This is a genomic window from Plesiocystis pacifica SIR-1 (genome assembly GCF_000170895.1).
Classification (GTDB): domain Bacteria; phylum Myxococcota_A; class Polyangia; order Nannocystales; family Nannocystaceae; genus Plesiocystis; species Plesiocystis pacifica.
On the sequence record NZ_ABCS01000021.1, the window covers coordinates 92,604 to 106,122 of the forward strand.

The 13,519-nt window shown below is 68.7% G+C and carries 9 protein-coding genes; 4 read left to right on the plus strand and 5 right to left on the minus strand.

Translation table 11 applies throughout. The annotated features are described in order from the left end of the window. Positions 1–16: 16 nt before the first annotated feature. Both PPSIR1_RS13440 and rsmD read right to left on the minus strand, forming a co-directional pair. On the minus strand, positions 17–1,225 hold the full coding sequence (locus PPSIR1_RS13440) for a pyridoxal phosphate-dependent aminotransferase (RefSeq protein WP_006971621.1): 1,209 nt from the start codon (positions 1,223–1,225) through the stop codon (positions 17–19). After that, positions 1,222–1,803, minus strand: coding sequence for a 16S rRNA (guanine(966)-N(2))-methyltransferase RsmD (gene rsmD / locus PPSIR1_RS13445; RefSeq protein WP_006971622.1), 582 nt, complete (start codon positions 1,801–1,803; stop codon positions 1,222–1,224). Before rsmD ends, PPSIR1_RS13440 begins: the two co-directional genes overlap by 4 nt. 320 nt (positions 1,804–2,123) lie before the next feature. On the opposite strand from rsmD, the gene PPSIR1_RS13450 reads away from it, so the two are divergent. Both PPSIR1_RS13450 and PPSIR1_RS13455 read left to right on the plus strand, forming a co-directional pair. Next, positions 2,124–3,878, plus strand: a complete 1,755-nt coding sequence (locus PPSIR1_RS13450) for a tetratricopeptide repeat protein (protein ID WP_045115938.1) — start codon at positions 2,124–2,126, stop codon at positions 3,876–3,878. A gap of 282 nt (positions 3,879–4,160) precedes the next feature. Then, a complete protein-coding gene (locus PPSIR1_RS13455; protein ID WP_157595510.1) occupies positions 4,161–4,739 on the plus strand; it encodes a hypothetical protein in 579 nt (192 codons plus the stop codon). A 316-nt stretch (positions 4,740–5,055) separates the two neighbouring features. Here PPSIR1_RS13455 and PPSIR1_RS13460 read toward each other — a convergent pair whose 3' ends face one another. Both PPSIR1_RS13460 and PPSIR1_RS47785 read right to left on the minus strand, forming a co-directional pair. Then, the gene (locus PPSIR1_RS13460) at positions 5,056–5,961 is read right to left on the minus strand and encodes a terpene synthase family protein (protein ID WP_045115939.1); all 906 of its coding nucleotides are present in this window, start codon (positions 5,959–5,961) and stop codon (positions 5,056–5,058) included. A gap of 371 nt (positions 5,962–6,332) precedes the next feature. Further along, positions 6,333–6,707 (minus strand): hypothetical protein, encoded by a 375-nt coding sequence (locus tag PPSIR1_RS47785; RefSeq protein WP_157595511.1) that lies wholly within the window; start codon positions 6,705–6,707, stop codon positions 6,333–6,335. A gap of 162 nt (positions 6,708–6,869) precedes the next feature. Here PPSIR1_RS47785 and PPSIR1_RS13465 point away from each other — a divergent pair, with 162 nt between their 5' ends. After that, positions 6,870–10,550, plus strand: coding sequence for a serine/threonine-protein kinase (locus tag PPSIR1_RS13465; protein WP_157595512.1), 3,681 nt, complete (start codon positions 6,870–6,872; stop codon positions 10,548–10,550). 229 nt (positions 10,551–10,779) lie between these two features. Here PPSIR1_RS13465 and PPSIR1_RS42630 read toward each other — a convergent pair whose 3' ends face one another. Next, positions 10,780–12,543 carry a hypothetical protein gene (locus tag PPSIR1_RS42630; protein WP_006971628.1) on the minus strand — a complete coding sequence of 588 codons (1,764 nt, stop codon included), beginning with the start codon at positions 12,541–12,543 and terminating at the stop codon, positions 10,780–10,782. Positions 12,544–12,833: 290 nt separating this feature from the next. On the opposite strand from PPSIR1_RS42630, the gene PPSIR1_RS13475 reads away from it, so the two are divergent. Next, positions 12,834–13,517, plus strand: coding sequence for a tellurite resistance TerB family protein (locus tag PPSIR1_RS13475; protein ID WP_006971629.1), 684 nt, complete (start codon positions 12,834–12,836; stop codon positions 13,515–13,517). The last annotated feature ends 2 nt before the right edge of the window (positions 13,518–13,519 follow it).

Here is a 13,519-nt window from a genome sequence, read left to right on the forward strand (position 1 = left end):
TCTTGGCGAGGGGTTCCTAGCCCGCGAGGACTTCGCCGAGCAGGCGGGTGCCCTCGCGGATGTCCTCGAGGCTGCACGCGAAGCTCAGGCGCAGGTGCCCGGGCGCCCCGAAGGCCGTGCCCGGAACGGTGGCCAGGCCCTTGTCGTCGAGCAGCACCCGGGCCAGCTCGAAGTCGTCGGCGAAGCGCTCGCCCTCGCCGATGAACTTGGAGAAGTCGGGGAACACGTAGAAGGCGCCCTCGGGCTCGACGAGCTCGGCCCCGGCGGCGCGCAGACCCTCGATCATCGCGGCCCGGCGCTCGCGGAAGATCTCGCGCATGTCGGCCACGGCGGCGACGGAGCTGGGCTCGGTCAGGGCCGTGAGCGCGGCCCACTGCGCCGGCGTGCTCGCGCCCGAGGTGCTCTGACCCTGGACGGCGGTCACGGCCTTGGCGACGGGCAGCGGGGCGATCAAAAAGCCGATCCGCCAGCCGGTCATGGCGTGGCTCTTGGACACGCCGTCGACGAGCACGATCTGGTCCTCGATGTTGGGGATGCCCTTGCAGGCCCGGACCACCGAGGCGTGGCCGCTGTCGACGTAGACGAGCTTGCGGTAGATGTCGTCGGCGAGGATCCACGCTTGCGGGGCGCGCTCGGCCAGGACCTGACCCAGGGCGCGCAGCTCGGCCTCGGAGTACATCACGCCCGCGGGGTTGCTGGGGCTGTTGAGGACCAGGAACTTGGTCTTGGGCCCGACGGCCTCGGCGAGCTGCTCGGGGAGCAGCTTGAAGCCCTGGCTGCGCGGGCACGAGACGATCTTGGGGGTGCCGCCGCCGAGGCCGACCATCTCCGGGTAGGAGACCCAGTAGGGCGTGGGGATCACGACCTCGTCCCCGGCCTCGAGGGTGACGAGGAAGAGGTTGGCGAGGCTGTGCTTGGCCCCGCACGAGACGATGACCTGGGCCTTGTCGTAGGAGGTCCCGTGGTACTCGCTGAGCTCCCTGGCCACGGCCTCGCGCAGGCCGGGGATGCCGGGGACGGGGGCGTAGCCCACGGGGGCGTCGGCGAAGCGCTCGGTCACGGCCTTGGCGATGGCCGCCGGCGGGGCGAAGTCGGGCTGCCCGGCGCTGAAGTTGAACACCTTGCGGCCCTCGGCTCGGAGCTCACCGGCGCGGGCAGAGATGGACAGGGTGGCGGACGGCTTGATGGCGCGGGCGCGGGCGTTGACGGTGAGGGGGTGAGTCATGATGGCTCTCGCAATGAGAAGAATTCGAGGGCGGTCTGCCCGTGGTCGCGGACGGCCTCGCTGACGAGGCGGCGCGGGATGGCCAGCTCGGGTCGCTGGCCGCGGCGCTTTTGATACTCGATGACCACGGTGGCCGAGGGGGCGAGCCAGGCGCCCGCGAGCAGGCGGTCGAGGACCTCGCCGTAGAGGTTGAGCTCGGCGTAGGGCGGGTCGACCAATACCAGATCGAAGGGCGTCGCGGACGGGCCTTGGCGGTCGAGGAAGCGGCGGGCGTCGTCACGCACGACCCGGGTGGCGGACTTTAGATCGAGGGCTTCGAGTTGGCGGTCGAGGAAGCGCGCGAGGCCGCTTTGCTGCTCGACCAAGGTGGCGTGGCTGGCCCCCCGGCTGAGGGCCTCGATGGCCAGGGCCCCGGAGCCGGCGAACAGGTCGAGGACGTGGGCGCCGACGACCTCATGCTGGAGACGGTCGAAGATCGCTCCGCGGACGCGCCCCGAGCTCGGCCGTACCCCGGTCACGGACCGGGGTAAGGGCAGGAGCTTGCGGCCGCCGAGGCGTCCCGAGACGACGCGCTGCATCGCCGATGTGTACCCGAACTGAGTCGTGGATGTGGGGCAGGGAGCGCTAGCGAGAGGCCGAACCTCGCCGCGAGACGGGCCTTTGCGGGAGGGCAGTCGGGGGATCTTTGGCGCGAGAAACTAACATTGCGATTGTGAAAGGATGTTCATGGAGTGACGCCAGCTCCGCCAGAGCCCGAAAAAGCTCTGAGATGCCAACTAAATCACGTTTGAGAAGATTTTATAGCGTGAGCAGGCGTCGCCAGTCTTGGGGTCTGGACTCTGGTTTAGTGAGATATGCGTGATTTGAAATACAAAAAGGGCCGATGTATATCGGCGCCATGACTGCTTCGCGCCCCCCGAAAGCGATCGCCCCGCGCCGCGCTCGAGTCGCAGCCACGAGCCTCGCGGCCCTGCTGCTCGTCGGTGGCTGCGCCTACTTCCAAGACACGCAGAGTCAGATGGAGGAGGCCGAGACGGCGCTGGCTGAGGGTGACGAGTCCCGGGCCGAGCAGCTCTACCGCGAGGTCATGCGCAACAAAAAGAGCCGCGACAGCGAGGACGCTCGCCGGGCGCTGGTCTCGTTGTTGCTCCAGCGCGCGGCTCGGATGATGGAGACCGACTCCGACTCGGCCATGCCGATCTACCGCGACGTCATCTCGCTCAAGCCCGACTCCGACGAGGCGCGCATCGCCTACGCCCGCGCCCTGATGAAGGTCGAGCGCTACACCGAGGCCGTCGACGTGCTCATGGAGGACAAGGGCTGCCGCGGCTGCAAGAGCCTGATCTCGGTCATCTACATCGAGAGCGGCAACACCAACGTCCGCGACGGCAACTACTCCGAGGCCCTCGAGGATTACGATCTGGCGCTCTCGGTCAACCGCGATCCGCTGACCGTGCTCGCCAAGGTCGACACCTACACCGTCGGCGAGTACGGCACGGCGACCGACGCCTACAACTTCCTCGACCAGGCCCTGCGCCTGATGCCGGCGGACCAGATCGGCGTCCAGCAGGTGTGGTGGGACAAGCGGCAGCAGGTCATCTACGCGGCGGCGCTGCGCGGCGAGCACGACAAGCTCACCGGCATCCTCGAGCTCCCCGACCCGCGCGCGCGCGTCGAGGACGGTCAAAAGAAGATCGACATCCTCAACCTGCGCATGTACGCGGCCTCGCTGCAGATCTACGTCAAGGCCTACGACCTGGGCACGGCGCGGGGCATGCAGACCTTCAAGGACGCCGAGGGGCAGCTGTCCGGCGAGCCCCTCGAGGCCCTGCGCAAGACCCTGTTGGGCCTGTACATGCAGCGCATCGCGGCGCACGTCGCCGACGGCGACACCAAGCAGGCCATCGCCATGAGCGAGCAGGCCCTCGAGCTCGACCCCACCGATCGCACCCTCAACCTCCAGCACGTCATCGCCACGGCCATGCGCAACAGCGGCAGCGGCCGCAAGCTGCTCGCCGACTGGGAGGCCGACCCCGAGTACAACCGCATGCGCGCCCTGGTCGAGACGGCCTACGCCCTCAAGATGATGGGCATCGGCCAGTTCGCCTCGGCCCGCGCCGCGACCGAGAAGGCCGAGCGCTACGCCCCCGAGCTGCTCGAGACCCACCTCGCCCGCGCCGAGCTCCAGGCCGAGACCCGCTTCGAGGGCCTGCGCAAGAGCTGGGCCGAGACCTTCCGGGAGATGGACCAGTTCAACTACCCCAAGGCGCGCATCAACCACTACGGCCACGCCCTGGCCGAGCTGCGGGTGGTGCAGTCGCTGTACACCCAAGAGGCCGCGCGGGACTACCTGCGCGGGCCCCAGGTCGCCAGCCGGATCCAGGCCCTCGACGAGCGCATCAAGGCCTTCTACCCCTTCGAGGCCCAGCTCGGCACGCCGGGCGAGGCGGTCATCGTGCTGACCCGCGTCGACTCGCCGGCGACCAAGGTCTCGGTCAAGGGTCCGCGCCAGGTCCACGAGGTCGAGGTGCCCGAGAACGGCCAGGTCGAGCTGAAGCTCAAGATGCCCGGGCTGGCGCTGGTGGGCACGGCGGCGGGCGGTGAGAAGGCCGTGTTCGCCGAGCCTGGGGTGAAGATCTTCATCCCGATCTGAACGGGGCCGCTCCGAGCGACCCCCGCTGATGGATGTGACCGCGTCGCCACGGGCGGGCTCGTCGAGGAGATCCTGTCCGTCAGGCGAGCCGAGTCATTTCGCTACAACTGTACGCACTTACCGCGCCAGCGTGGACTGACCCGCCGCCGTGGGTACGCTCTCTTTCCCGGCTATCTCCGTATGGGTGTCGCTGTGGAGCCGGTTGGACTTCTGCGGCCGTTGCGTGACCGAAGCACTGCGATGATTGGGCGAAGGGGCCGGCACGTGTACTAGACTTGCCGAGTGAGCTCGCGGAGAACGACGGTCAAGGGGACCCACGTCATGATGACCTCTGATTGGATCGAAGAGAAGCTCGGCGCGGGAAAGTTCAAGGCCTTGGCGGAGCAAGTCGAAGCCGGGTGGACGTTTCCGCTCTTGCCGAGCACCGCCTATGACATCTACCCCCTCAACGCCATCTTGGACCTTGCGACCAAAGAGGTTGGCGTGACGGTCACGTCCGCGGTCACCGTAATCGCCCGTCGCAACGCCGAGAAAGATCTGACCACGATCTACCGCGCCTTCATGCGGGCCGCGGGGCCTCGGGCGCTGCTCCAGGCGACGCCGCACTTGTGGCGCAACTACGTCGCCTTCGCTGAGGCCAAGAAGATCACGAACGTGCCCGGCCACCTCGTCGCCGAGTGCCGCATGATCCCCGCGGATGTCTTTGACTGGGCCATGGGCTGCTGGCATGGCTTCTTGCCTGCGGCCATCGAGCTCGCCGGGGGCACCAACGCGCGCTCCAAGATCATCGACCGCGGCGACGAAGACCAGGCGGGCTACCGCTGGCTCCGCGCCGAGTACCACTACGAGTGGAAGGCCTAGCAGTCGCCCACCCCGGCCGCTCCGGGACCCATGATCCACGAAAGCATCGTCCACGGACTCAGCTGGCGTTGAACCCGTGGGCGGCTGTCTTTCTCGGTAGGACATCGGAGAAGTCCTCACGACACCTCGCTTGGTCTTTTCGCCGAGCTCTTTGTCGTCAAAACTTGCGGTGGGATCCACCACAGCGGCGTTTTGGCTCCGCGATCTCGACGAAAATCCACGGCGCGAGGAGCCGCGATGACTTCTCCGATGCCCTGCTAGACCAACTCGCGGTCGCCCACCTCGGCGTCCTCGAGCGCGTGGCCCTGTGCGGGCCTCAGTTGACCATGCGCATCAACGACGCGCGGGCCCAGGTTCCGCTCGACTGAACCTTGGGCTGGGGTTGGACGGCGTCTAGGGGTCGATAGCGGCCGGTCTCTTGGGCCCAATCGAGGTGTCCGCGAATCCACGAGCGGAGCACGTCGACGAAGCGCTGGACGTCCTCGTCCCACTCGCCGAAGTCGGGCAGGTGCTCGGCGAGCTCGAGGAACACGTCGATCTCGTCGTCGTGCATCTGCGCCGCGCGACGAGCCGCGCCCTGGATCGAGAGGCATTCGTGTTCCATCAGCACGACCACGAGGTTGTGGCGCTCGCCGCTAGCGACCTCCTTCTCGTAGGTGCACAGGTCGTTGGCCCATCCGACGCAGTTGCTGGTCGCGGTCATCAGCCGGCGAATCGTGTCGTGCTTGTAGACCGACTCGGGCAGCTGGATGCCGTCGGTGAGCACGGCGAGGTGAAACTGCGGGTACAGCCCGATGGTCCGCTCGCGCATCTTCACGTAGGTGTGGAGATCCGGCGAGAGGTGCATGGCCTCGTTGGTGGTCTCCCAGCAGTAGCCAATGCACAGGGTCCGCAGGTGGTTGGCAAAGCGGGCGAGCCAGGCGGGTGAGCTCGCGTCGAGCATGCGGTTGCGCAAGTCGATGAGCCCGTGGGCGAGGGGCTCGCGCTCGAGGCCCTCGGGGAGATGGCCGCTCTCGAAGGCCTCGAGCAGGCCGTTCGTCAGCGCGCCGACCTCGACCGGGCACAGGATGTTGTCGGTGCGATCGTCGAGCAAGCAGAACAGATGGGTCCAGTCGGAGGCGATCTGGAGAGAGTGCTGATCGGCTTGGTGGAACGCGCGCGCCTCGAGGTAGCCGATCTTCGAGCGGGCGACGCCGGCCAGCTGCTTCGGCCCTTGGATCAACCCGAAACGGAGGCACCACTCGAGCGATGTGCGCTGGACCTCATCGACGTGGGGGTTGATCGCGCTCTCGAAGGGGCAAAAAAGGGCAATCGAGCCGGCCAGTTCATCGGCAGTCGGGCCCTCCCATGTGGTCTTGTCTCCTGCCATCTCCATCGGCTTCACACAGAGGCGTTTCAGCCTCACTGGAATCTTTGTGGCAGAATGGGACGAACAACGCAAGCGCGCTTCCAGTATCAGTGAAATTCAAGGACTGTTACAGATTGGTGTCAAGCTCTTCTGCACCTCGTTTTTTGGATGAGGGAGCCCGTATGTTTGGGATTTGAGCGTTGGTCCTCGAATATCTCGAAAATTAAACTGCTCGCCTGTCTAGTTCAGATGTCCTGCTTTTCTAGGGAGGGCTGAATTTCAGCGTACATCATCAGTTTCAGCCAGATCGAAATTCCCAGTGGCCGGAGAGTGTTGAGTACACCAACAATAGAAGGGGTAATTGGGCCCACCGGCTCAAGGGCTGGGGTGAACTGGGACAGGCTGTTCCAGAGCGCAACATCCGCGAGCTCCAGCTCTCCGAAAGCTCGGAAACGACCGTTTGGATCGAGTGTTAACTCACGCTGATGACGGCTTGCTTGGCCCTTTGACAGCGATTGTCGGGTGCTGCCTGGAAGACGCGGCCCTCGCTGCTGCGGTGGAACACCGACCGCGAGCTGGGCGTGGCCGTCGATCGCGTCGACGAGCTGCTCGCGGGTCACGAGCGGGAACTGGCACTCTGGGCTGTACCATTGCTGGCGAGGGCGCAGGTGTCCACGCCGACGACGACTGAACTCGAGCTACCGCTGACGACCCTGGACGATGCATCCAGGGGCCAGACGGTGCGCGCACGGGTGCCGCGGACGACGAGGCTGAAGGTCGGGATGCGCTCGGGCGCCTATGAGCTGTGCGAGCGCATCGGCGAGGGTGGCATGGGGGAGGTGTTCGGGGCGCGGCATCTGAAGACCGGGGCGAGGGTCGCGCTCAAGACCCTGTCGGTCGTAGCGGCCCCTCGGCTGGTCCGTTTCAAGCGCGAGTATCGGGCCCTCGAGGCGCTCTCGCACCCGAACCTGGTCGAGCTCGGGGAGCTGGTCATCGGTCAGGACGGGCATCACTACTTCACGATGGAGCTCGTCGACGGGGAGCCCTTCGTCGCTTGGGTTCGACGGGGCGCTCGGCTCCATAGACCGAGCGAGCGGGCTCGCCTCGAGCGGGCGCTCGGCCAGCTCCTGGAGGGGGTGGCCTACCTCCACGCCAACGCGGTGGTGCACCGCGACCTCAAGCCGGCGAACGTGCTGGTGACGGAGGCAGCGCGCGTGGTGATCCTCGACTTTGGCCTCGTCGCCGAGCAGGTCGAAGACGGAGGCGGGCTGACCCGAGAGGGGCAGCCCATCGGTACGCCGCGCTACATGTCGCCCGAGCAGGCCAAGGGCCTGAGCGTGGGGCCAGCCGCGGATATCTACGCCGTGGGCGTCATGCTGTTTCAGTGCCTCACGGGGCGCCTGCCCTACGAGGGGACCGGGATGGCGGTGATGCTCGACAAGCAGTTCGAGCCCCCGCCGGAGCTCGAGGATTGCGCTCCCCTCGCGCCGCGGGCCCTCCGCGCGCTGTGTCAGCGAATGTTGGCGCGGGACCCCGCCGAACGACCGAGCGCGCGCGAGGCCCTGGATGGGCTGCGCGGGGGTTCGAGGAGCCACGCCGTACCCAAGAGCGTGTTTGTGGGCCGGGGGCAGGAGCTGTCGCGCATCGGCGCGGTGGTTGCCGAGCGCCGGGCCGCCGAGCCGGGCGTTGCGATCGTGCGCGTGGCGGGCCCTAGCGGCGGGGGCAAGTCTCACCTGTGTCGGGAGTTTCGCAGGCGCCAGCGCGCGTCCGGGGTGCTCGTGTTTCACGGCAGGTGTCGCCAGCAAGAGACCGTCCCCTACAAGGGGCTCGACGCCATCGTCGACGCGCTCTCGGTCTACCTTCGCCGCCTCGACACCTTCGAGCGCGACCGCTTGTGCCCCCGTGAACACGTCGCGCTCGTCGGGCTGTTCCCCGTGCTCGACGAGCTGTGGGCGAGGGGCGAGGAGCCGTCGCGGCTCGAGCCGGTCGTGCGCAGACGTTTGGGCTTCGCGGGCTTGCGCGAGCTCTTGCTGGGGCTGAGCCGTCGGGCGCAGCTCGTGGTGCACATCGACGACTTCCAGTGGGCCGACCGCGACACGGTGGAGGTGCTCGAGGGGTTGTGTGTCGCAGACGCGCAGCCCAACTTGATGCTGTTGATCTCCCATCGCAGCGGAGCGGACGAGCTCGCGCGCTCGGAGGCGCTTCGCGGCCTGTTCGCCTCCGAGGGCCTGAGCCGGGCCCTCACGCTCGCCATCGATCTCTCGCCGCTATCCTTCGAGGAGACCCTCAGCATGGCCCGGAGTCTGCTCGGCGCGGGCCAGTCGAGCGCGGCGGACGGGCGCGCGCAGACCATCGCCGTGCGCTCGCAAGGCAACCCCTTCCTCGTCACCCAGCTCGTCGCGGAGGACTCCGACGAGGAGCTCTCGGGCGTCGATCCGGACGTCTTGGTCGCGCGTCGCCTGGCCCGCCTCGAGCCCGAGAGCCTCGAGCTGCTCACCCTGGTCGCGGTCTTTGGCGCGCCGTTGCCGTTGTCGCTGGCGCGGACGCTGGGAGCGGAGAGTTGGGGAGGGAGGCTGCGCGGGCTCATCGAGGCTCTGTCTGCCGCGCAGATGGTCGTGCGGGCGCGAGCCGGCGGTGAGTTGCTGTTGGAGACCGCGCATGATCGAGTGCGCGAGGTCGTGCTCGAGGGTCTGGACGATCGTGCGAGCTTGCACTGGCGCGTTGGCCAGACGATGCGCGCCGAGCGGAGAGCCGAGGCGTTGACCGGGACCGAGCTGTTCGCCGTGGCGGATCAGCTCGAGGCTGGCCTCGACTCCGTGCTCGATCGGATGACGGACGCGGAGCGCAGCGAGCTCGCCAGCCTCCAACATCGAGCAGGGGAGCAGAGCCTCGCGTCGGGGGCCTGGTCGTCTGCTCGACGCTTTTTGCGGTGCGCGCGTCGCTTGCTGAGCCCAAAGATCGCCGAGGCCGAGGCCGGGGCAGCGGCCGACGAGCGCAGCGTCGCCGTGTGTCTGGCGCTGGCGCGGGCGGAGTACGCCCAGGACGCCGAGGCCGGGATCGCCATCGCCGACGCCATGTTGGGCTGGGAGCTCGCGCCCGGGGATCTGGCGCGGGTGATCAAGTGGGCCGCCGCGGCGACGGTGTTCGATCTGTCGGGAGAGCGGGGACTCCCGCGGGTGTTCCGCGGAGCCCGGCGAGTGGGCCTACGGGTGCCTGCCGAGCCCTCGTTCGTGCGGGCCATGGCCAGCCTCGCCCTCGGCGGGGTGGCGGTGCTCCGGAGCCGCATGTGGGAGGTCGAGGTCTTGCCGCAGTCCGAGGACCCGCAGGCCCGGGCCCAGGCCGACGTGCTCGGGGCGCTCCTGGCCATCTCCGCGTTCGCGTCGGCGCCGGCGCTGCAGGCCTGGTCGCTGGGCCGCCTGGCCCGGGCGGCGGCCAAGCATTGCACCGCCGACAACCGTGCGCTGTTATGCGCGATGGGCATGTACATCACCGCCGCGAGCGATTCTCGGCGCACGCCGCTGTGGTCTGCGCGGCTCCTGCGGCTGACGGACGCGCTGCAGCCTTCGAGCCTCGTCGCGCAGCTGAGTCTGGTGTTTCGCTACAGCCACCGCTTGGGCCTCAGTCCCCTGTCCCGGGTTCTGCCCGAGGTGCTCGAGGAGCACGCGAAGCTGATTCGGGTCGCGCCGCAGCCCGTCGTCGAGGTCGGGACCTTGGGGGCGATCGCGGCGCCCCTCGAGCTGTTCATCACTCCAGCGCAGCTGCGCGCGATCATGGAGCGCGCGCGCCCGCCTACGGGGCAGTGGGTCGTCGAGCGCTCTCGCATCCTCGAGTCGATGTGGGAGGCGGGCGAGCGCGTGCTCGAGGACGGGGCGCCGATCCGTACGGGAGAGGAGCTGACCGGGCTGCCACAGATGGTCCGCATCGGCGTCACCGCGCGGGCGCTCGTCTTTCATGTGGCCTTCGCCCAGTACGCCGACGCGCGGCGGGTGCTGGACCGCCTCCCGCGTCGTTTTCATCGCGTCCTGATCATCAGCGCGATGACGCCGCTGTGTGCGTTGGCCGGCGTCATCGCGGAGATCGAAGCGTCGGGTGGGCGGCTGGGGGCGGGCGGGAGCGCCGTGCTGCGGCGCTATCGGAGAGCCTCGCGGGGCTACGGGAGGCTCTGCCCCACGGCCAACGGGGGCTTTTGTCACATGCTCGTCGAGGCCGAGATCGCCGCGGCCCGCGGGCGCCATCAGCAGGCCAATCAGCTCTACGAGCGCGCGCGTGAGGGCAGCGCCGCCGAGGAGATGCACTTTGTCGCCGGTCTGGCGGCGCATCGCCACGCCCGCAATGCGCTGCGTTGCGGACAATCGCTCACCGCACGGGCAGCCTTCGACGCCGCGGTGGCCAGCTACACCGCGCACGGGGCCGTGGCGGTCGTCCAGGTCATCGAGGCCGAGCGTGCAGCGGCGGGGTTCTAGCAGTCGCCCACCCCGGCCACGCCGGGACCCATGATCCAGGAAAGCGTCGTCCACGGACTCAGCTGGCGTTGAACCCGTGGGCGGCTGCCTTTCTCGGTAGGCCGAGCGAGCCCTGGGGGCCCGAGCTCAGGGCAGCCTCAGGGGGTCGGCCAAAACGAGTTTGGCCAACCCTCTGTCTACTTGAGCCGTCGTGGACGACGCCACGCCCTCCCTGCCCCACGTCCACGACTCAGGGCAAACAGTTGACGAGGATCGACTCCCCGCGCCCGGTCGCCAGGTTGATCGGCACGATCACCGTCGCCACCGGCAAGAAGCCGCTGCACGCCTCGGGGAAGGGCCCGAGGTGGACGTCCTGGCCGCCGAGCAGGCCGGGCTCGATCACGCTCATCGAGTAGTTGATGGTCGAGTCGATGGCGCCCTCGGCATCCTCGACGCAGCTCTCCATGGCGTCGACGTTCTCGAACACCGACTTGTCCTGGGACACGCCGCAGGAGTCGAGCACGTTGTCGACGACGCCCTGCCACTGGTCGCCGAAGATCAGGAACAGGTTGTAGGCCGGGTCGGAGTTGAAGCCGGAGCCGTAGGCCCAGGTGTCGTAGCCGGGCACGGCGAAGGAGACGCTCGAGCTGGCCTGGAACAGGTCGACGATGGGGCCGTTGGCGTTGGGCGGCCAAAAGTAGTCGATGGCCTCGGCGAGGATCAGGTTGTTGATGCTCTTGTCGAGGTCGGCGATGACGTCGCCGTACCACTTGTTGATCAGCTGGACGCGCAGGTTGCTCTGGCCGAACATGCCGATGCTCAGGCTGAGCAGGCCGAACTCGGGCTGGTCTTCGCCGGGCTGGCCGGGGGCCTGGAGCTGCTGGCCGCCCGGGAGGGGCGCGGCGGCGAAGATCTCGGCGCCCTCGACCTGGGTGCGGGCGACGACGTAGCCGTTGGCCGCGTCGACGGCGGGGACGAGGTGGTCGCGGATCAGCGCGGCGAAGCTCTGGCGCTGGGCCAGCCAGCCGTGGGCCGAGGGATCGAGGGCGGCCATGTCGTCGAGGGCGACGCTGAGGGCCTCGCCGGAGGCGGTGAGCTGGTCGAGGTCGGCCTGGGTGGGCTCTTGGTCGGGGTCGAAGCCGGCGTAGGTGGCCGCGAAGTCGTCGAGGGCGAGGTTGACGGCCGCGATCGCGTCGCCGAGGGCGTCGTCGTCGGCGACGGGGTCGATGCCCAGGCCCATGAGCGCGCCGGCCGTGGGGTAGCCGTTGGGCACGGGCTGGAGCAGGTCGGCGAAGTCGGGGGCGGCGGCGGGCTCGAGCTGCGGGCCGACGGCCTCGAGCTCGGCGATGGCGTCGACGAGCAGCTGGTCGTCCTGGTCGTTGGCCGCGAGCACGGCGGTCAGGGCCGCAGCGCTCGCGCCCAGGCCGCTGCCGGCGGCGGCGATGCGCGGGTCGAGGGCGTCGTTGAGCACGGCGATCTCCTGCTCGGCCGAGAGCAGCTCGCCGTCGACGGTGGCCGAGCAGCTCAGGGTCCAGGTCCCGAACTCGGCGAAGCTCCAGCCCTCGGCCTCGACGGTGGCGCCCTCCAAGGGCGTGATCTCGAGGCTGACATCGGGCTGGTCGAGGGCCGGGAGGCCGTCCTCGAAGAGCACGCAGTCGCTGGTCAGCAGGCCGCCGTTGTTGGCCTCGAGGACGACCGTGGAGCTCGGCAGGAGGGCGAGGCCGGTCGTCGCCGTGCTGCCGGTCTCGGAGCTGGTGCCCTCGGTGGTGTCGTCGGCGTCGTCGGTGCTCGAGTCAGCGTCGTCGGTGGAGCCGTCGGTGGTGTCGTCGGCGTCGTCGGTGCTCGAGTCGGCGTCGTCGGTGGAGCCGTCGGCGTCGTCGGTGGACCCGTCCGAGGATCCCTCGCCCGTCGAGCCCGAGCTGTCCCCGTCGGCGTCGTCTCCGGTGTCGCCGAGCTCGTCGTCGCCGGACGAGTCGTCACCGCAGCCGGTGGGGAGCGCCAGCGCGAGGGCCACGAGGGTGGGGGAGAGCCAAGTCAGTCGGGCGAGCCGAGTCATGTCGCGACAGTTGCACGCATTTGCCGCGGTGGATGTAGGCCAGCCAACGTCGCGGGCGACGCGGTGCGTGAGCCCTTCATGGGGGCCGACCAGCGGTTTGGGTCGGCGCGAAGCCCCACCCGAGCCCGTACGGGTGTACAGCATGGCGCTCATTTTTTCCGGATGGGGGGGCTCCTCGCCGGCCATTGAAGCCTTGGCCTGGGGGCGAGTCGACCTACACTCCTCCTAGCGCTCGGCCGGACGCCGCCATGAGTCTGATCTGTCCCTACTGCCAGGAGCGCGACCTCGAGACGGTCGCGACCATCCCCTACGTCCGCGGCCTCGTCGTCACCCACAGCGTCGGCGTCAAAAAGTTCATGGGTTGCCGCCGCTGCGTGCGGCGGAACATCTACCGCGAGGTCGGCCGCTCGACCGTGGCCGGGTGGTTCTCCCCGCGCGCGGCCCTGCTGAACCCGGTGATGATCACCTACAGCGCGGTCCGAGGCGCGCTCGTGCGCGCCAACCCCCAGGCCGTGCGTCGCTCCCTCGAGCAGGCCGGCATCCCCGACGAGGGCGTGCAGGTCGACCCCCTGCGCGTCGCCTACGGCCTGTGCGCGGCGATGATCACCGCCGACGGCAAGGTCGAGGATGAGGAGGTCTCCGTCGCCCTCGAGATCGGCCGGCAGCTGTTCACGGACTTCAAGGACGAGGAGTTCTTCAAGGTGCTCAAGTCCCACAAGGACCTCCCGGGCGTGGCCGAGCTCGCCTACTTGTTGGCGGAGATCCTCGAGCAAAACGAGAAGGCGCTGGTCTACCAGTACCTCGCCGAGATCGCCGCGTCCGACGGCGAGGTCGCGGACTCCGAGCAGGCGATGCTCGAGCAGGTCCGCGCGAACCTGGGCATCACCGACATGGCCGCGCTGTCGATGGCGCGGCGCAAGCTGTCCGTCTAGCG